This is a genomic window from Paraburkholderia lycopersici (genome assembly GCF_900096975.1).
GTDB lineage: Bacteria > Pseudomonadota > Gammaproteobacteria > Burkholderiales > Burkholderiaceae > Paraburkholderia > Paraburkholderia lycopersici.
This window is the reverse complement of sequence record NZ_FMYQ01000002.1, coordinates 81,250-99,062: the sequence shown is the minus strand read 5'-3', so window position 1 is coordinate 99,062 and position 17,813 is coordinate 81,250. Positions and strand designations below refer to the sequence as shown.

Sequence of the window (17,813 nt, the reverse complement as noted above, 5' to 3'; positions counted from 1 at the left end):
TCTGCGCCCGCGGCACGAGCTTGTTCCAGTGGAGACTTCAGTTACTTTACGGTGTTCGACACCAGGCAATCGGTCAGTGCCGCCGGCAAGACCGCGCCGGAACCGCGCAGACGCCGGAACTCGGTAGGCAGAAGTCAGACACTGGCCCGGACGGGATGGCTCACCCTTACGATCAGGTCCAGCAGTGCATCAATATCCGAGTCCGTCGTGCGCCAGGACGATACGCTGATACGCATCGCGGGACGTCCCTGCCAGACGGTGCCGCCGAACCATGCTTCGCCGCTTTCCTGTACCGCCGCGCAAACTGCCAGTGTCTGCGCGTCGGTCGGGCAACGGAACAGCACCTGGTTGAGCGTGATCCGGTTCAGCACCTCGAAGCCGGCCTGCGCCAAGCCCTCGCCGACGCGACGGGCCTGCGAGCAGTGTCGCTCGACCAGTCCGGCGATGCCCTTGCGGCCGAGGCTGCGCAACGCCGCCCACACCGGAATGCCCCGGGGGCGGCGCGAGAATTCCAGCGTGAGGTTCTTCTGTGCGTCAGCGCTTGCGCCGGAATACACCGCGTCGCTGTTCATGGCTTCCGACAGTGCCTGTGCATCGCGGCAAATCGTCATGGCGCAGTCGTAGGGCGTGTTCAGCCATTTATGCGCGTCGGTCGTCCAGCTGTCGGCGTGCTCGATGCCCCGTGTCAGGTGGGCCAGCGACGACGCACGCGCCCACAGGCCGAATGCGCCATCCACATGCACCCAGGCACCGGCCTTTCTGGCAACCGGAATAATCTGCTCGAACGGGTCGAATGCGCCGGTATTCACCTCGCCAGCCTGCAGGCACAGGATCGTGTGCTCATCGAGCGGCGGCAGCCGGGAGGCATCGACTCGCCCCTGGGCATCGACTGGCGCATGGACAATCTGTTGCTGCCCGAAACCCAGCACGCGCAACGCTTTCCTGACCGTGATGTGAACCAGGTCGGAGACCACCACCTTGATTTCGGGAGCGCCGTGCAGGCCCAGCCTGTCGAAGTCCCAGCCCTGCCGGGCAAGTAACGTGCGCCGTGCGGCGACCAGCGCGGTCAACGTGCAGGCCGTGGCGCTGGTACCGAATCCCACGGCGCTGTCTCGCGGTAAATCCAGTGCATCGAGTACCCAGCGGGCCGTGATGCGTTCCAGGGTGGCCGATACCGGTGAGTTACCGAATGTCGACGCACACTGATCCCACGCCAGCATCAGCCGTTCCGCAGCCGCAGCGGCCGGTAACGAGGCCCCGATCACAAAACCGAAGTAACGCGGGCCATTGGACGCGGTGGTGGCGGGCGATCCCACGTCGTCCAGCAGCGCCAGCGTGTCTTCGGCGGACAGGCCGTGTTCGGGCAGCGGTTCGTCAAAGGCCGCCAGTGCGGCGATGGCGTCGGCTGAAGGAAATACCCGGCGATGTGCGTTCGTTTCGGTATAGCGCCGGCCGCGTGCATCGGCCTGGCCCAGCAAATCCAGTTCGTTCATTTTTGCTCCCTTTTTTTCGTTTCAGGCCTGCGGCGAGACGGCAGGTATCGTGCGCCGCGTCACCCACCAGAACAGCAACGCCAGCAGGCTGACAACGGCGCCCAGCCGGCACACGCCCTGCCAGCCGGCACGGGCATAGGTCGTTGTCGTCCCGATTGCGCCCAGCCCGCTACCGACCGCGTAGAACAGCATGTAAAGGCCGACCAGTCGACTATGCGCCTCGGGACGGGTGCGAAAGATCATGCTCTGGTTGGTGACGTGGAGCGCCTGGGCGCCCAGGTCGAGCAGCACGATGCCGGCCACGAGGGCACCGGTCGAGCCCCCCATGAGTGACAGCGGCCACCAGGACAGCAGCAGTAATGCGAGTGCCGCTCCACTGGTGCGCTGGCCGTATCCCCGGTCGGCCCATTTCCCGGCGCGCGCGGCGGCCAGCGCGCCAACCGCACCCACCAGACCAAACGCACCGATGAGGGTATGTGAGAAACCATAGGGCCGCGCGCTCAATGGCAGCACCAGCGCACTCCAGAAAATGTTGAGTGCCGAGAACATCAGCAGCGCCAGCACGCCGCGCACCTGCAACACCGTGTCCTGCCGCAGCAGCGTCAGCATGGATGCAATCAGTCTCGGGTAGCTCATCGGGTCGGGCGTCGTGGTCAACGCGGGCAATCGTCGCCACAGGGGCAGCGCGATCGCCGACATCAGCACGGCAGCACAGAAGTACACGCCACGCCATCCGGCAAGATCGCTTACGGCCCCGGCGAATACCCGTGCCAGCAGCAGGCCGATGAAGACGCCGCCTTGCGCTGCGCCGACGACGCGGCCTTGCTCATGGGGTGCAGCGGCGCTGGCCGCATAGGCGATGAGCCCTTGGGTCATGGCCGTACCCAGCAGACCGACGGCGAGCATGCCCGCCAGCAGCGCAGAAGCCGACCGCGTCATGCCAACCGTTGCGAGTGCGATCACCAGCGCCAGCAACTGCATTGCCATCAGCCGGCGGCGATTCACCCGGTCGCCCAGCGGCACGAGCAGCAGCAAGGCCAGCGCGCAGCCGATCTGCGTTGCCGTGACCACGCCGCCGATAGCTGCATGGGTGATGCCGAAATCCCTCGCCAGCACATCAAGCAGCGGCTGCGCGTAATAGACGTTCGCCACGCTCAATCCGCTGGCGGTGGCGAAGAGGCATACCAGACTGCGGGGCAGGTCCGCAGGGCGAGCGGAAGTGTTGCTCCCGCTCGATGGCAACGGTGACGCGGAAGAGGTCTGCATGATCCAGTGTCTGTTCAATCTGGTTTCAAAACAAAACTGATTGAATGCTAGAGCGTACAGTTTTAAAATGCAACTACATTGTGGGCCACATATTGGCCGGAAGAGACGCCATGCCACGCCGTAAATCAGTCAGTGGGGGAACCTGCCCCGTCGCCCGTTCAGTGGATGTGATCGGCGATCGCTGGTCGCTGCTGGTCCTGCGCGACGTCTTCGATGGCATCCATCGCTTCGGCGACATCCAGCGCAATCTGGGTGTCGCCCGCAACATTTTGTCCGACCGTCTTGGTCACCTGGTCGAGGAGGGGATTCTGGCGACCCGGCCGGCATCGGATGGCACGGCTTATCAGGAATACGTGCTGACGGCCAAGGGGGAACATCTGTTCCCTGTCGTCGTGGCCTTGCAGCAATGGGGCGAACGGTACCTGTTCGGGCGCGGCGAACACCATTCGATGCTGGTCGATAAACGTACCGGCAAGCCGATTCCGTTCATGGCTCCGACGGCGAAAGACGGCACAGTGCTGGTACCGGCCGCGACCGAGGTGCGGCAAAAGTAACGTGAAGCCATGCGCGATCGGCTTACCCGTTGTTCATTACCGGTATTCCGGGCGGCCGAAGGTACACGATCTTGCCCGGATGTGGTGGAGCGCAGAACACGGGATCGGGGAAAGCAGCGCGCGTGTTCGCACGCGAAGAATTCGGGGCGCTGCTGCGGTTTTACGTATCCGGCGCGACCGGATAGGCAATAGGGTCCGGAGGTCGTTCCCGACATCGATCGTTGAATGAGCGGCTTCCGCTGCGGGCAATGATCGGGCTATTTCCTGGCGCGAATGACGGCTTCCGCAGCTTCGATGAAGCCTGTGCCACCGGGGCCGCGTGTGATCCAGCATGGCGGAACTGGAATCTGATCCAGGTACTGCGTCACGGTGCTGACGCCGACGGTGTGCGTGAAAAACGCGAACATGGGCGCGTCGTTGGTCGAATCGCCACTGTAGAGGATGGCATCGCGTTCGCGATCAATATCGATACCGTATTGTTCCGCAAGGATGCGACGCGTCATCGAGAGCTTGTCGTATCCGCCGAGCCAGCCAAGAATCCACAGGTTGTTGATCGTTACGTCGGCTCCCGCGTCTCTCAGCGCGCGGACAATCCGATCGCCAGCGGCGGGGTCGTCCGGGCGGGCAAAAGCAATGCTGCTCAACCTGAATGGCTGATCGTCGGCAAACCGGGTGCCCGGCAGTGTCGTCATCACGGTGTCTGCAATGGCCCTGAGACGTTCGGAAATCTCGATGCGTGACTCATCGGGATGCCAGTAATGTCGGACAATGCCATGCCCAGTTTCCGAGCGCTCGAAATACAGTCCGCCGTTTTCTCCGATAACGCCGTCAACTGGCCACATTCGTGCCATCTGGTCGCACCAGCCAGCGGGTGCTGCGGTGACCGGAATGACGTGCACGCCGGCGGCCTGAAGGTGTTCAAGCGCGGTATAGGTTCCGGCTGACAGCCTGCCCTGCCAGGTGAGCGTTTCGTCCATGTCGGTCAGGACGAAGCGGACATGGCGGAATTCATTGTCTGGTGCTTCGGATAGTGCGCGCATGGACTCTCCGGATTCTCTGGTGGTTCACTATTCGTCACGTGCCGACAGGCCGTTGGCGTAGCATTCCATTGGCCTGGATTTATATCATGATTCTGTTCTTCTGATTCTTCGGAGGAAACCGTGGAGCGTTAGGGCGAGATTGCCTAACCGGAGACCTGAATTTATGGCGTTCAGGATGCGGGGCTGCTCGATCGCAAGGCACTTCCGGCGCCGGAGGCCCGGGTCGGAAAAACTGGCGCCGCGTCAGGTGACGGTCCAGGTCGCCCGATCAGGCAGGCACGACGCCTATGGATCTGCGTCGCGATGCGCTCTTCGGCACTACCCCAATATCGAGCGAAATTCAGAAGCGTTGGCCGTTGGCTGGTCGGCTTCGTGGCGATCAACCACAAAATTTCTTAAAATCTTTCCAGTTTTGTACCGGACTGGGTCGTTTTCTATGCGTTGGGTCTTTCTCATCCTCTTTCTGTTATGCGCGGCGTACACGCACCGCCGTGGCAACACGCGTCACGGCAGTTTCTTTCGGCAGCTCGGCGATCATTCGACATTCACCGCGCCGCTGAACTATTTCGCCTATATTTTCTCTGCAGTTCCGAATACGCCGTATATTCCGACTTCGTATTTTCCAGAACTCTCATTACTCAAAAGCGAGTGGAAAACCTTTCGCGAAGAAGCGCTTGCACTTCGCGATGCAAGCCGTATTCAGTCTGCCGCGAAATATAATGACATTGGCTTCAATTCGTTTTTCCGTACCGGCTGGAAACGCTTTTACCTGAAATGGTACGGCGATCCACATCCTTCCGCGGCAGCGCTTTGCCCTCGGACAATCGAGATTCTGCAGCGTATTCCGACTGTGAAGGCAGCGATGTTCGCGATGTTGCCTGCCAACGGATCGCTCAATCCGCACCGCGATCCATTCGCCGGATCGCTGCGCTATCATCTCGGGCTCACCACGCCGAACGACGACCGCTGCGCGATCGTCGTCGATGGTATTCCGTACTCGTGGCGCGATGGCGAGGACGTCGTGTTCGACGAGACTTATCTGCACCATGCCGCCAACCACACAGAACAGGATCGCATCGTCCTCTTTTGCGACATTGAGCGACCAATGAAGTACCGTTGGGCCGGGGCTGTTAATCGCATCGTCGGCGATTTCCTGATGCGGATGGCAGCTTCGCCGAACGGAACCGGTGACCGTACAGGAGGATTGAATCACGCGTTCCGCTATATCTATTCGGTACGCCTCGCAGGTAAGCGGCTCAAGGCATGGAACCGCACGACCTACTACGTCATGAAGTGGTGTTTATTCAGCGCCATTCTCCTTGCGATCTTCTGGCACTGAGAGTGCCGGCACCGGACCAGTGCGCGAAAACGCGCCTGCACCCGGCGTCCTTCAACGCTCGCGCGGCGTGTCCGCGCGCGCGATCAGCGCGTTGAGCAATTCGATCGGCAGCGGGAAGACGATGGTCGAGTTCTTGTCGGCGGCGATCGTGGTGAGCGTCTGCAGATAGCGCAGTTGCATGGCTTGCGGCTGCTGCGCGAGACATTGCGCCGCCTGCAGCAATTTTTCGGACGCCTGCAGTTCGCCTTCCGCGTGAATCACCTTCGCGCGGCGCTCGCGCTCCGCTTCGGCCTGGCGGGCGATCGCGCGGATCATGGTTTCGTTGAGGTCGACGTGCTTGATCTCCACGTTCGACACCTTGATGCCCCACGCGTCCGTTTGCGAATCGAGCACCTTCTGGATATCGGCGTTCAACTGCTCGCGCTCGGCGAGCAGTGCGTCGAGTTCGTGCTTGCCGAGCACGGCGCGCAACGTGGTTTGCGCGAGCTGGCTCGTCGCCTCGACGTAGCGCGCGACCTGAATCACGGCCTTTTCCGGGTCCACCACGCGAAAATAGACCACGGCGTTCACCTTCACCGAAACGTTGTCGCGCGTGATGACATCCTGCGACGGCACGTCGAACACCACGGTGCGCAGGTCGATGCGCACGGCCACCTGCACCACGGGGATGATGAGCACGAGGCCCGGCCCCTTGACCTTCCAGAAGCGCCCGAGCATGAACACGACGCCGCGCTCATATTCCTTGAAGATGCGGATCGACGACAAGGCGATCAGTATCGCCAGCGCGATCAGCAGACCGGTGAAACCGAACGTGTAGCCGATCATGAACGTTCTCCTTCGTTGTGCGCCGCGTCGCGCAGCGGCACGACGGTGAGCGTGAGGCCGCTGCGCGAACTCACGCGCACGCGGCTTCCGGCGGCGAGCGGTGTCGCGCATGCCACATGCCAGCGCTCGCCGTGCACGCGCGCCCAGCCAGTGGAAAAGGCCGTGTGGCCGGGTCGCGGATCGGGATGCAGGCCGTCGTCGATCACTTCGCCGATACTGCCTACGATGGCCTCGGCACCCGTCACCACGGGCCGCCGTCGCGCGCGCAGCGCCACGCTCGACACCGTTGCGACGAACGCGGCGCCGCCTAGCCCGAGGCCCGCGACGAGCGGTATCGGGATGCCGTAGCCGGGCACGCTGGTGTCGATCAGCATGAGCGCGCCGATCGCGAACGCGACGAGGCCGCCGAAGCCGAGCACGCCAAAGGTCGGCAGAAATGCCTCCGCGACGAGGCACGCGAGCCCGAGCAGCACGAGCGCGAGGCCCGCGTAGTTCACGGGGAGCAACTGCATGGCGAACAGGCCGACAAGGAGGCAGGTCGCGCCCGCCACGCCGGGCAGCACGAAGCCGGGGTTCGCGAACTCGAAGAAGAGCCCGTAAATGCCGATCGTCAGCAGGATCAGCGCGACATTCGGGTCGGCGATGATCGAGAGGAAGCGGTTGCGCCAGTCGGGCGCGACGACTTCGAGCGGCGCATGCGCGGTTGCGAGGCGCTGCGCGCCCGCGGTGGTCGTGACGGTGCGGCCGTCGAGCTGGCGCGCGAGATCGGCGGGATCCTGCGCGACGAGGTCGATCACATGCTGGTCGCGCGCCTCTTCGTCCGAGAGGCTCACGGCCTCGCGCACCGCGCGCTCGCCCCACGCGGCGTTGCGCCCGCGCAGTTGCGCGAGGCCGCGAATGTAGGCGGCGGCGTCGTGTGTGGCCTTGCGGGTTTCGGTCGATGCGGTGTCGTCGCCGTGCGCGGCCGAGGCGCCCGAGGCCGCTTCCGGGCCGGCTGGCGGACCGCCCACACCGATCTGCACCGGCGACGCGGCGCCGAGGTTGGTGCCGGGCGCCATCGCCGCGAAATGGCTGGCATAGACGATATAGGTGCCCGCGCTCGCGGCGCGCGCGCCGCTGGGTGCGACGAACGCCGCGACCGGCACCGGTGAGGCGAGGATAGCCTTGATGATCTGGCGCATCGAGGTGTCGAGGCCGCCAGGCGTATCGAGTTCGAGAACCGCGAGCGGCGCGCGCTCACGTGCGGCGCGTTCCAGCGACCGGACGATGAAATCGGCGCTCGCGGGGCCGATCGCCCCGTTCACGGTCATGACGACGATGGGCGGGTTCGCCGCGAATGCGCCGATGGCGGCCGCGACGGCCCACGCAACGAGCAGCGCCACGAACAACACGCCCCGAGCAAGCCGCGCCGCCAGCGGGTGCTGCGGATGGGTGTGCGGCGCGTCGTGCACCGCGGCATGCGAGGGGCGATGATCGCGCATCGGGAGTCCAGAACGGCCGGAATGCGACGCACGCCGGCGCGCGCTCCGGTTCGCAGATGGGGCAAGAGCCGATATCTGAAGATTAGGCGCTTTCCGCATAAAGCGCGAACCGGCTGTGGAGCACGCCGAACGTTGCGCCGCATGGTTATTCCGCCGTTTTCTGAATGGAACGCCCGAACCGGGACTGGGTGCGACGGCTTTGTGGCTGATATTGCGTTGACTTACGGGAGCGCCCGGGAGCAGTGAGAAAAGCCAACCGGTCGACGCAAGTTCCGCTGGCCGGCAGTCTGACTGCTGCCCTTGGCATTGGTATCGATACGGAGCCGGGCTGCCACGTGTCCGCCATTACGGGTGGACATGATCTTCAGCCCACGCGGCAGGCTCCCGCCGCTGCGTGTAACCTGCGCATGCCGGACCCTGATCTCCCGTCGTGCTGCTGGTACCATTGTCGGAACGCCGATGCACCGGCCCGCCAGCCGTCCGGTTCCCGCAAACGCTTCATGGTCCCGGTCAAGGCGCGAATTGTGCGCACCGTGCGCACACCAAGCTCGCATGAGGTCTCCATGTCGGGAACCCGTACCTCTACTTCAGCTCGTCCACGCATGATCCTGTTCAGCGCCCGCCAATACGACATCGACACGTTTGCCGAAGCGAATGCGGCTTTTCAATATGATTTGCACTTCCAGGAATCGCATCTCGATGCCGATACCGCCGTTCTCGCCGACGGGTACGACGTGGTATGCCCGTTCGTGAACGATACGCTCGACGCGCCTGCACTCGAACGCCTCCATAAGGGCGGCACGCGCCTCGTCGCGCTGCGCTCGGCGGGCTTCAACCATGTCGATCTGCTGGCGGCGCAGCGCCTTGGCATCGCCGTCGCGCGGGTGCCCGCGTACTCGCCCCATGCCGTGGCCGAACACGCTGTCGGGCTGATCCTCGCGCTGAACCGCAAACTGCCGCGCGCCGTCTCGCGCACGCGCGAAGGCGACTTTTCGCTCGCCGGGCTGCTCGGTTTCGACCTGCACGGCAAGACGGTCGGCGTGATCGGTACGGGCATTATCGGCCGGTGCTTCGCGCGCATCATGGCGGGCTTCGGCATGCAGGTTCTCGCCCACGATCCGGGCACGCCGGCCACCGACCTGCTGGCGCTCGGCGCGCGCTATGTCGCGCTCGATACCCTCCTCGCGCAGTCGGACGTGGTGAGCCTGCATTGCCCGCTGGTGCCGGCGACACGCCACCTGATCGACCGTCACGCGCTCGCGAAAATGAAGCGCGGCGCCATGCTGATCAATACCGGGCGCGGCGGACTTGTGGAAAGCGGCGCGCTCGTCGATGCGCTCAAGAGCGGCCAATTGGGGCACCTGGGTCTCGATGTGTACGAGGAGGAAGGCGGGCTTTTTTTCGAGGACCACTCGGATGCACCATTGCAGGACGACGTGCTCGCACGCCTGCTGATGTTTCCGAACGTGATCGTCACGTCCCACCAGGCATTCTTTACGCGCGAAGCGATGAACGAGATCGCGCAGACGACGCTGCGCAACGTCGCGGCCTGGCGTGAGGGTGCGCCGTGCAATATCGTGGATGCGCCAGGCGACACGCCTTCCGCCGGGCGCGGTTGAATCATCCGAACAGGCGTACCCATACCATGCGTATGCGGCGTGCGCGGTCCTCGAAGAGGTACGACGCGGCGAGTGCAAACAGGCCTGACACGACCCCCGTCGCGATGTGTTCGAGAAAATGAAAGCGGTAGCGGCTCGTGTGCGAGTAGGCATCGCGTGCTGCGGTCAGGCAGCCAACGAGCAGTGCGTTGCCATAGCGATTTGCGTACCACTTCGCCGCCGGCGTGAAGGTAAGCAGCACGGCCAGCGCGCCGGTAAGCAGCCCCGTCTTGAATGCAATCGCCCAATGGGTGAGGCTCATGACGTTGCCCCAGCTCCCCGGCATACACGTCATGCATGCGCTGGTCGGCTGCCAGAAACGCTGGATAAACAGCCTGATGCGGCGTTTCCATTCGCTTCCCATGACGTACCCCACGATATACGGTGCGCGATCCCGCCGAAATCATACATCGCGCGCACGAGGCGCGTGGGGCGCGGCAAGCGCTCCGGTCGCCAGCCGCGGCTGGTCGTTCAGTACGCGGTCGAGGGCCGGGCCTCGGTCCGGTCTGCCTGGGTCAACGCTTCAGGTAGCGCTGCGCCAGCGCTTCGTAAAGCGGCGGCGCGAACAGCTTCGATGTCTGGCTCGAAATCAGCGCGGTCGCCATCAACGAGATTACCAGCGCGTGCCCGTCGATCATTTCGATGACGATGACGAACGCTGTGATCGGGCTTTGCGTGACGGCGGCCAGATAGCCGACCATGCCGAGCGCGATCAGCATCGGCAGCTGCATTTGGCCGAACACCATATGCAGCGCATTGCCGACGCCCGCGCCGATTGCGAGAGACGGCGCAAAGAGACCACCTGGCGTGCCCGGCAGATACGAGCCCACCATCGAGGCCATCTTCAGGACCGGATAGGCCGCGCCAAGCTGCGAATGGCCTTCGAGCATGCCGCGGGCTTCCGCATAGCCGCTGCCGAACAGATGACCGCCGCTCGCCACGCCGATCACGGCGATGAACAGGCCGCACAGCGCGCCGAATACCACGGGATGATCATTTCGGAGAGCGAATAACCGGGCGGGCATCCATCGGCCGGTGTTGAGCAGCAGCCAGCAGAACACGCCGCCCGCCAGCCCTGTAATCGCACCGACCAGAATGACCGCGACGGCGAGCAGATCGGGCAATTTCCCTGCGATGGCGATCGTGCCGAAATACACGTAGTTGCCTTGCAGGGCGAGCGAGACGACGCCCGCAAAGATGATCGCCGTGATGATGACGCCGCTGGTCCGGGCTTCGAAGCTGCGTGTGAGTTCCTCGATGGCGAATACGACGCCCGCGAGCGGCGCATTGAACGCGGCGGACAGACCGGCGGCCGCGCCCGCGAGCGCGAGCTTGTATTCGAGGCCGACGCCATAAATGCTGCGCAGCCGTGCCGGGTAGAAACGCCGCAGGCTGAACATCAGCGCCGCGCCCACATGAATCGTCGGGCCTTCGCGGCCGATCGTGAATCCGCCGAGGATCGCGAGAAACGAGAGGGCGATCTTGCCGATCAGGATGCGCAGCGTAAGCAGACGCGGGCCGAGTCCGCGCACGTCGTGCAGCGTCGCGATGACCTGCGGGATGCCGCTGCCCTCCGAGCCCGGAAACCAGCGGCGCGTGGCCCAGACGCTGAACGCCGCGATTGCCGGCGTGATGACGAGCGGCAACCACCAGTTGTGGGCGATCATCCGCAGAAAGACGTCGTAGCCGAAGTCGATGAGCCGCGCATACAAGACCGCCACGAGTCCCGTCGCGACGGCGCCAAGCCAGAACACGCCGAAATATAGCCAGCGCCGCTGGCTGCGCAGGATGGTGCGACGGTCAACAAAGGTGGGAAATCGCATGGGATCGCCGGAAAAACGCCATTTAAGGCATATTGTGACATAAATTGGCTGGGCGACCGGCGCGGCGTTTCAGGCCAGTGCGGCCGGGGCTAGCCGCCTGCTTCGTCGAACACCCAGCCAAACGCGCCGTAGATCGCCTTGTGTTCGGCCGCGAGTTCGAGCAGGAACTTCTCGCCTTTCGCCGTGAGGTGGACCTGCACCTGGCGGCGGTCGGCGGGATCGGGTTTGCGCTTCACGAGGCCCGCCGATTCGCAGCGCGAGACGAGCGCTGCCGTGCCGTTCGGCGCCGCCTGCAACCGCTCCGCGAGTTCGCCTACGGTTGCCCATTGCCGGTCGGGGAAGCCGCACACGTGCAGCAGCAACTGATACTGGAGCGTCGTGATGCCGGCGGCATTGGCAATTTCTTCTGAAGCCCGCAGAAACTTCCGCAGGTCGTACCGGAACGCCGACATGGCTTCGAGATCGCGCTTGCCCGGAAGCGTACGCCTGGATGATTTGCCTGAATTCATGTGCTGTCCCTGATGCGTTGCCGGTTGTGCCACTGCCCGGTTGCCAGGCAAGCAGGTTGCGGCCGGTAACGGGACTACGACGGCCGCCCGGCCGTCGGGGAGGTTACCACGCACGCGCTTTCCGCTGTCGGGCACGCCCTGTGGATGGCGTTCGCCATGCTCTGGCAATTGTTCTGGGGCCTGAGTCCTGGTTTCCTGTTCTCGGCGGCCGTCGAAGTGATGGTCTCGCGCGCGGAGTTGTCGAAGCTGCTGCCGGATGCCTCGCCGCGCTCGATCGCATGGGCGAGTCTGCTTGGCGCAGCATCGTCGTCGTGCTCGTATGCCGCCGTTGCCATGGCGCGTTCGATGAATGGCGGGCATGAAGCGACATGGCCACAGGATCGGGTATGCTGGGCGCGAATTCGCGTGAGCATCGTCGATGATGTGAATTCGCAGCAGGAAAGAACGACGCCTGCCCTTTCACCGATCAAGCGGCGCACGTTTCGATGCGGCCGCAATCGAGTCGTGAACCGACGTTAGGCGGCTCCAGACAAACCCGATTCGTATTCGTGGACGGGCATCCCGCCAATCGGTGTCACACAGACTACTGAAAGGAAGATGTCGGGAATAAGAAAGGCCGCTATCCACGAGGGCAGCGGCCTTTTCCTTCTAGCGCCGGGCAGCGGGAAATAATGGTCGGTCACGACTGAGCGAAGCCCGGCGATGTTCCGCGAACCATGGCGCTGGTCGCGACTCCACCTGTGCTCCAGGCGCTCGAAGCGGTTGTTCGCTCTACGTTATCTGCGCCTGGTTGCCATGCTCAACGGTTGCTAGTGGGCTGGCGATACGGTGGTGGGCGTCGCCAGCGTATTGTTGCTCCCGAAAGCGCTGGTGTCGGACGTCGAACTGGTGTCGGTGCTCTTCTGCGAGAGCGAGTTCTGCGAAGCGGCGCCCGTGCCGCTGTCCGAGTTCGTGGCGCCAGGCGTGCCGTAGCCGCTCGTTGCGCTCGTTGTATTGGCGGCCGGCGACACGGTGGTCGGGGTCGCCAGCGTGTTGTTGCTCTGTGCATAAGCGCCGCCCACCAGCGCAAGCGCTGCACCCGCCGCAATTAATGTGCTGATTGCCTTCTGCATGACTCAATCCTCCATGTTTGGGCTGGAATATCGACGCAGCCGATCGCCTTCTGCTTGACCATGATTTGAGCAATCGCCGTCGTCGGTGTATTTATCCGCACTGGGACGATGCGCGTCGCAGTGCGCAGCTTTTGTCTGCGCCCGGCAGGTTTGCTGCTCCGTTCAGCCGCGTCCGCCGCGTGCTATTTCATCGCCGGCCAGCGTGTGCAACGACATTGCACGAGATCGTGATAACTGGCGGCTGAGGCGATGTGACTGCTCGATACCACGGACAATAGAAAATATCTAATGGCCCGATTTCCTGAAACGTTTCTTTAGTATAGGTCAGGCAGCGATTGCGCGCTGTCGCTGCCCTCGGGCCGGTCGATTGCGTTTGGCAATGTGCGACCCTGTACGCGTCGGCGATGTGAGCCGCTGGATCGCGCACATGGCCCGAGCAGCGCGCCGCGCGGCGTCATTCCTTGCTGGATTGCGCTGCGGCCTGCTCGATCAGTTTCGCGATCTCGGCCGGGTGTGACATGTAGGCCACGTGACTCGAGTCGATCTCGACCGTCTTGCTGCCTGCGCGCTGTGTCATGAAACGCTCCAGGTCGGGATTGATCGCGCGGTCCGCCGTCGCCACGACCGCCCAGCTCGGTTTCGTTCTCCACGCGGCGTGCGTGATTGGCACACCGAACGATTGTGCGGCGGGTGTTACCTGCGAGATGGCCATGAAGCGGGCCTCGGAAGCGGGCAGGTCGGCCGCGAAATCCTCGTGGAAACTGGCCGGATCGATGTACAGGTGGCCGTCGGCGGTCGCCTTGATGGCCTTGGTCGCGGGCGGCATCTTCCTGGTCAGTTCGAGCGGGGTTTCGCCCGTATCGGGCTGGAACGCGGCGACGTAGACGAGACCCGCGACCTTGTCGTCGTTGCCGGCCTCGGTCACCACCGCGCCGCCGTAGCTGTGGCCGACGAGGATGCTCGGGCCGTCCTGGGCATCGATCACGCGGGTGGTCGCCTTGACGTCGTCGTCGAACGAAGTTTCGGGCTCCTGAACCACGGAGACCTTGTAGCCGTCGCGCGCGAGGATCTTCGACACGGCTTGCCACCCCGAACCGTCGGCGAAATAGCCGTGGACGAGGACGACATTCCTGACCGGCGCGGCCGTGGCGGCCTGCGAGCCGAGAGCGGCGGCCGAAAGGGCGACGGCGGCGGCGATGCGGGTTACGTATGAGGAAATTTTCATTTTCATGCTCCGGTATGGGTAACGGGGAACTCGACAGGCCATTGCCTGTTCGATTAAGCCATCCTACTAGTAGGATGGCTGGTAGGCAAGAAAATCTTTGCGAGTGGCAATCGGTCCCCACCCGGCGTAAGCTATCGACAATTCAACCGACTAGATGGTAGGTAAAATGACGGCAAGTGGGGACCTTACGGCAGACAGGATCATTGCAGCGGGACGGCAACTCATCATGCGTCGTGGCTACAACGGGTTCAGCTATGCCGACATCGCGGAAGCGATCGACATTCGCAAGGCGAGCATTCACCACCACTTTCCCGCCAAGACAGATCTCGTGATCGCCGTGTTGAACGAGTGGCAGGAAGCATTCGACGCCGATGCGGCGTCGCTCCTGGCGGGTGGCGCCGACGCCGTTGTCCAGTTGCATGCCTACATCGGCCACTGGGAACGCTGCATTGCGGACGACACGGCTCCGTTTTGCGTCGCGGGCATGCTGGGCGCCGAGCTCCCATCGCTGCCCGAAGAAGTGGCGCAAGGGGTGACAGCGTTCTTCGGCAACCTGGCTTCGTGGCTCGAACGGGTGCTCGAATCGGGTGTGAAGGACAATCTCATCAAACTGGATTCGTCGGTTCAAACCGAGGCGGTAACGCTCGTGTCGGTGGTCTACGGCGCCATGCTTGCCGCGCGCGCTTATGGCGGCGTCGCCCTGTTCAAGGATGTCGCCGAGGGCGCGGTGCAAAGGCTGGTGAAGCCGCGCAGACGCGCACGATCTACGTGACGGACGAAGAGCGAGCGCTTTCTGGACGTAGCTGGGGCTCGGGGATGCGGCACTCGGGCGAGCGACACCGTCGATTCGCGCTCTCGCAGCGGACAGGGCCGATATTTTCAGGCATCGTTGCCACGCGCGGTATTTGCGCTCATGCGACACGTCATAACCCCGGCGCTCAGGAGCGAATGTGCTGCCCCGTCGCCGTTGACGCTGTTGTAGCCACTCGCTCCCGTTTTCGGCCCCGTCTGCATTCAATGCCGACGCGCATTCATCGGCTACTGCGTGGCCGCGCTCGGCTCTTGCGCAAACCGTCAGTCATCTTTTGCTGCCTGGTCGCCGGCGTGGCGCGCCGGCTTTTTTGATTCGCTTTGTGTAGGTACTTCGGGCGTACACATTGCGATACAAAGCGATCTCCGTGCGCGAGTATAAATTCCTCCAGGCGTTTTGCCCCCCACCGCGAGTCTGATCGACCGGCCTTCCGGTGGGCGAATTCATGAGGTCAAGCCGTTTGGGCGCGGCCCTCATCCACACCAAAAGGAGAACTGGTCATGCCTGATCCCGTCAACGTCCGGCGTCGCCGCCTTCTCGGTACGTCGCTAGCTGGTCTCACGCTTGCGGATTTCGCATTCGGCGGTCTCGCGCACGCGCAGTCGGCTGGCGGCGAGCAAGGAAACTCGCGCACGGGCAGCGGCGTATCGTTCGGCCCGATCAGGCAGATCGATGCGGGGCTGCTCAACGTGGGCTATGCCGAAGCGGGACCGAAGAACGGTCCGGCGGTGTTCCTGCTGCACGGCTGGCCGTATGACATCTATAGCTACGTCGAGGTCGCGCCGATGCTGGCCGCAGCGGGCTATCGCGTGATCGTGCCGTATCTGCGCGGCTACGGTTCGACGCGCTTTCTCTCGGACGACACGCCGCGCAACGGCCAGCAAGCCGTTACCGCCGTCGATATCGTCGCGCTCATGGATGCGTTGAAGATCGATCAGGCCGTATTCGGCGGCTATGACTGGGGCGCGCGCACGGCCAATATCATCGCCGCGCTATGGCCCGAGCGCGTGAAGGCGCTGGTTTCCGTGAGCGGCTATCTGATCGGCAGCCAGGAAGCGAACCGCAAGCCGCTGCCGCCGAAAGCCGAATTCCAGTGGTGGTATCAGTTCTACTTTTCGACCGACCGCGGCGCGCAGGGCTATGCCGCGAACCGCGACGCGTTCAACAAGCTCATCTGGCAACTCGCTTCGCCGAAGTGGAATTTCGACGACGCCACCTACGCGCGCAGCGCCGCGTCGTTCCAGAACGCGGATCACGTGGCCGTCGTGATCTCCAACTACCGCTGGCGCCTCGGACTTGCGCAGGGCGAATCGAAGTACGACGGCATGGAGCAGCGTCTTGCCGCCGCGCCGCCCATCACGGTGCCGACCATCACGCTGGAAGGCGACGCCAACGGCGCGCCGCATCCCGAGCCTGCCGCATACGCGAAGAAGTTCACCGGCAAGTATCAGCACCGGAACATCGGCGGCGGCATCGGCCACAATCTCCCGCAGGAGGCGCCCCGGGAGTTTGCGCAGGCCATCCTGCAGGTCACGCATCTGTGAGCGGCGCGCGGCGTAACCGGTTGATTCTGGCGGTACCCGAAAATAGCCGCCGCCCCTGATATGAGGGGCGGCGGCACGAGACAATTAGCCTTGCTTGTCGTGTATGCCGAGCAGATCCCGAATCTTCTGCTCCGTCTGGGCGTAATTCCCTTCGCCGAAGTGGGTATAGACGAGCTTGCCATTCTGGTCGATGAGATAGATGGCCGGCCAATACTGGTTGCCATAGGCATTCCAAGTCGCATAGCCGTTATCCTGTGCGACCGGATACGTAATGCCATATTGCCGGATCGCCTTCTTCAGGTTTGCGGTATCGCGCTCGATCGAATACTCCGGCGTATGCACGCCGACCACCACCAGTCCCTTGTCGCGATAGCGCGCATCGAGCGCCTTGAGGTGCGGGATAGTGTGCGCGCAGTTGATGCAGTCGAAGGCCCAGAAGTCCACGAGCACGACCTTGCCGTGCAACTGCTTCAGGTCGAGCGGCGGACTGTTGAGCCACGCGTCGATGCCCGTGAAATTGGGCGCTTGAGCGCCGGTTTGCAGCGCGCCGGAGCCGCGCGCCGATTCGTCGGTGGAGGCAAAAGCGGCGAACGCGGCGGTAGCGGCGAGGCCGAAGGCAACGGCGGCGATCTTGAGGCGAGCGAGCATGATGGGTCTCCTTGAGTGAACAGACGAGCGTATTGGACCGCTCCCACGTATCTGGAGAATGTCCCGCCGCGGCCCCGTTGAAACAGCATGTGTCGCCGTGGGAGCACGATACGTGGAGATACAGATCGCCTGACACGGCGGCGTATTGATATCCGCCCATGTTCGCGCGCCGGTGCGGACGTGCCGATGCCGCGATGCGCGGCGTGCACGTTCCGGACATGCCCGCGATACACGGGCACCGAAATACGCCATGTGGCGCATTTCGTCTGTAGACCGAACTTATGTTACCCGTGTCATCGCATTCGTGGACGGTGCGCTCACGAATGCGCCTCTGCATCCTGCCGGTTGTGCCGTTCGTTTTCGCGCGCCCCGGCTGGCCTTTTCGCGACCGGCCGCCTGCCGATGCGGCTCGGTCTCGCGGTCACGCTCTTGCCGCTCACGGGGCTTGGCGCTGCCGGCCTGAACGGCGCAGCGCAGATGGGCCG

Annotated in this window: 17 protein-coding genes; 6 read left to right on the top strand and 11 right to left on the bottom strand. The window is 63.7% G+C overall.

Annotated elements, in window-relative coordinates:
* Window positions 1–134: 134 nt before the first annotated feature.
* Window positions 135–1,493 carry a pyridoxal phosphate-dependent decarboxylase family protein gene (locus BLU17_RS03345; protein ID WP_091994411.1) on the bottom strand — a complete coding sequence of 453 codons (1,359 nt, stop codon included), beginning with the start codon at window positions 1,491–1,493 and terminating at the stop codon, window positions 135–137.
* A gap of 21 nt (window positions 1,494–1,514) precedes the next feature.
* Window positions 1,515–2,759, bottom strand: coding sequence for an MFS transporter (locus BLU17_RS03340; protein ID WP_091994408.1), 1,245 nt, complete (start codon window positions 2,757–2,759; stop codon window positions 1,515–1,517).
* Between the two features lie 110 nt (window positions 2,760–2,869).
* Between BLU17_RS03340 and BLU17_RS03335 the strand changes: the two genes are divergently transcribed.
* Window positions 2,870–3,313 carry a winged helix-turn-helix transcriptional regulator gene (locus tag BLU17_RS03335; RefSeq protein ID WP_091994406.1) on the top strand — a complete coding sequence of 148 codons (444 nt, stop codon included), beginning with the start codon at window positions 2,870–2,872 and terminating at the stop codon, window positions 3,311–3,313.
* A 257-nt stretch (window positions 3,314–3,570) separates the two neighbouring features.
* On the opposite strand, the gene BLU17_RS03330 is transcribed toward BLU17_RS03335, so the two are convergent.
* Window positions 3,571–4,353, bottom strand: coding sequence for an HAD-IIB family hydrolase (locus BLU17_RS03330; protein WP_091994403.1), 783 nt, complete (start codon window positions 4,351–4,353; stop codon window positions 3,571–3,573).
* 436 nt (window positions 4,354–4,789) lie between these two features.
* On the opposite strand from BLU17_RS03330, the gene BLU17_RS03325 reads away from it, so the two are divergent.
* Entirely contained in the window at window positions 4,790–5,692 is a 903-nt protein-coding gene (locus BLU17_RS03325; protein ID WP_091994401.1) for an aspartyl/asparaginyl beta-hydroxylase domain-containing protein, read from the top strand.
* 51 nt (window positions 5,693–5,743) lie between these two features.
* Here BLU17_RS03325 and BLU17_RS03320 read toward each other — a convergent pair whose 3' ends face one another.
* Together BLU17_RS03320 and BLU17_RS03315 are read right to left on the bottom strand one after the other, a co-directional pair.
* Window positions 5,744–6,517 (bottom strand): slipin family protein, encoded by a 774-nt coding sequence (locus BLU17_RS03320; RefSeq protein ID WP_091994399.1) that lies wholly within the window; start codon window positions 6,515–6,517, stop codon window positions 5,744–5,746.
* On the bottom strand, window positions 6,514–7,998 hold the full coding sequence (locus tag BLU17_RS03315) for an NfeD family protein (RefSeq protein ID WP_091994396.1): 1,485 nt from the start codon (window positions 7,996–7,998) through the stop codon (window positions 6,514–6,516). The genes BLU17_RS03320 and BLU17_RS03315 overlap by 4 nt, the downstream gene beginning before the upstream one ends.
* Window positions 7,999–8,600: 602 nt before the next feature.
* On the opposite strand from BLU17_RS03315, the gene BLU17_RS03310 reads away from it, so the two are divergent.
* Complete coding sequence (locus tag BLU17_RS03310) at window positions 8,601–9,617, top strand: 2-hydroxyacid dehydrogenase (protein WP_281247796.1); 1,017 nt, start codon at window positions 8,601–8,603, stop codon at window positions 9,615–9,617.
* 1 nt (window position 9,618) lies between these two features.
* Here the strand turns inward: BLU17_RS03310 and BLU17_RS03305 are convergent, their stop codons facing one another.
* The 3 genes from BLU17_RS03305 to BLU17_RS03295 form a co-directional block, all read right to left on the bottom strand.
* Entirely contained in the window at window positions 9,619–10,020 is a 402-nt protein-coding gene (locus BLU17_RS03305) for a hypothetical protein (protein ID WP_091994390.1), read from the bottom strand.
* Between the two features lie 151 nt (window positions 10,021–10,171).
* Entirely contained in the window at window positions 10,172–11,479 is a 1,308-nt protein-coding gene (locus BLU17_RS03300; RefSeq protein WP_091994387.1) for a chloride channel protein, read from the bottom strand.
* Window positions 11,480–11,568: 89 nt separating this feature from the next.
* A complete protein-coding gene (locus tag BLU17_RS03295; RefSeq protein ID WP_091994383.1) occupies window positions 11,569–11,988 on the bottom strand; it encodes a MarR family winged helix-turn-helix transcriptional regulator in 420 nt (139 codons plus the stop codon).
* A 144-nt stretch (window positions 11,989–12,132) separates the two neighbouring features.
* Between BLU17_RS03295 and BLU17_RS33595 the strand changes: the two genes are divergently transcribed.
* Complete coding sequence (locus BLU17_RS33595) at window positions 12,133–12,507, top strand: permease (RefSeq protein ID WP_281247795.1); 375 nt, start codon at window positions 12,133–12,135, stop codon at window positions 12,505–12,507.
* 290 nt (window positions 12,508–12,797) lie between these two features.
* Here the strand turns inward: BLU17_RS33595 and BLU17_RS03285 are convergent, their stop codons facing one another.
* Window positions 12,798–13,100: a hypothetical protein gene (locus BLU17_RS03285; RefSeq protein ID WP_091994380.1), complete on the bottom strand. Its 303-nt coding sequence runs from the start codon at window positions 13,098–13,100 to the stop codon at window positions 12,798–12,800.
* Window positions 13,101–13,554: 454 nt separating this feature from the next.
* A complete protein-coding gene (locus tag BLU17_RS03280; RefSeq protein ID WP_091994377.1) occupies window positions 13,555–14,325 on the bottom strand; it encodes an alpha/beta fold hydrolase in 771 nt (256 codons plus the stop codon).
* A 154-nt stretch (window positions 14,326–14,479) separates the two neighbouring features.
* On the opposite strand from BLU17_RS03280, the gene BLU17_RS03275 reads away from it, so the two are divergent.
* Together BLU17_RS03275 and BLU17_RS03270 are read left to right on the top strand one after the other, a co-directional pair.
* Complete coding sequence (locus BLU17_RS03275; protein WP_281247794.1) at window positions 14,480–15,097, top strand: TetR/AcrR family transcriptional regulator; 618 nt, start codon at window positions 14,480–14,482, stop codon at window positions 15,095–15,097.
* A 539-nt stretch (window positions 15,098–15,636) separates the two neighbouring features.
* Entirely contained in the window at window positions 15,637–16,680 is a 1,044-nt protein-coding gene (locus tag BLU17_RS03270; RefSeq protein WP_091994371.1) for an alpha/beta fold hydrolase, read from the top strand.
* Window positions 16,681–16,764: 84 nt separating this feature from the next.
* Here the strand turns inward: BLU17_RS03270 and BLU17_RS03265 are convergent, their stop codons facing one another.
* Window positions 16,765–17,328 carry a thioredoxin family protein gene (locus tag BLU17_RS03265; protein ID WP_091994368.1) on the bottom strand — a complete coding sequence of 188 codons (564 nt, stop codon included), beginning with the start codon at window positions 17,326–17,328 and terminating at the stop codon, window positions 16,765–16,767.
* Window positions 17,329–17,813: the final 485 nt, after the last annotated feature.

Excerpts from the sequence above, each read along its gene's own strand:
- BLU17_RS03345 (WP_091994411.1), bottom strand. The coding sequence starts at position 1,493 with ATGAACGAACTGGATTTGCTGGGCCAGGCCGATGCACGCGGCCGGCGC.
- BLU17_RS03340 (WP_091994408.1), bottom strand. The coding sequence starts at position 2,759 with ATGCAGACCTCTTCCGCGTCACCGTTGCCATCGAGCGGGAGCAACACT.
- BLU17_RS03335 (WP_091994406.1), top strand. The coding sequence starts at position 2,870 with ATGCCACGCCGTAAATCAGTCAGTGGGGGAACCTGCCCCGTCGCCCGT.
- BLU17_RS03330 (WP_091994403.1), bottom strand. The coding sequence starts at position 4,353 with ATGCGCGCACTATCCGAAGCACCAGACAATGAATTCCGCCATGTCCGC.
- BLU17_RS03325 (WP_091994401.1), top strand. The coding sequence starts at position 4,790 with ATGCGTTGGGTCTTTCTCATCCTCTTTCTGTTATGCGCGGCGTACACG.
- BLU17_RS03320 (WP_091994399.1), bottom strand. The coding sequence starts at position 6,517 with ATGATCGGCTACACGTTCGGTTTCACCGGTCTGCTGATCGCGCTGGCG.
- BLU17_RS03315 (WP_091994396.1), bottom strand. The coding sequence starts at position 7,998 with ATGCGCGATCATCGCCCCTCGCATGCCGCGGTGCACGACGCGCCGCAC.
- BLU17_RS03310 (WP_281247796.1), top strand. The coding sequence starts at position 8,601 with ATGATCCTGTTCAGCGCCCGCCAATACGACATCGACACGTTTGCCGAA.
- BLU17_RS03305 (WP_091994390.1), bottom strand. The coding sequence starts at position 10,020 with ATGGGAAGCGAATGGAAACGCCGCATCAGGCTGTTTATCCAGCGTTTC.
- BLU17_RS03300 (WP_091994387.1), bottom strand. The coding sequence starts at position 11,479 with ATGCGATTTCCCACCTTTGTTGACCGTCGCACCATCCTGCGCAGCCAG.
- BLU17_RS03295 (WP_091994383.1), bottom strand. The coding sequence starts at position 11,988 with ATGAATTCAGGCAAATCATCCAGGCGTACGCTTCCGGGCAAGCGCGAT.
- BLU17_RS33595 (WP_281247795.1), top strand. The coding sequence starts at position 12,133 with ATGGCGTTCGCCATGCTCTGGCAATTGTTCTGGGGCCTGAGTCCTGGT.
- BLU17_RS03285 (WP_091994380.1), bottom strand. The coding sequence starts at position 13,100 with ATGCAGAAGGCAATCAGCACATTAATTGCGGCGGGTGCAGCGCTTGCG.
- BLU17_RS03280 (WP_091994377.1), bottom strand. The coding sequence starts at position 14,325 with ATGAAAATTTCCTCATACGTAACCCGCATCGCCGCCGCCGTCGCCCTT.
- BLU17_RS03275 (WP_281247794.1), top strand. The coding sequence starts at position 14,480 with ATGGTAGGTAAAATGACGGCAAGTGGGGACCTTACGGCAGACAGGATC.
- BLU17_RS03270 (WP_091994371.1), top strand. The coding sequence starts at position 15,637 with ATGCCTGATCCCGTCAACGTCCGGCGTCGCCGCCTTCTCGGTACGTCG.
- BLU17_RS03265 (WP_091994368.1), bottom strand. The coding sequence starts at position 17,328 with ATGCTCGCTCGCCTCAAGATCGCCGCCGTTGCCTTCGGCCTCGCCGCT.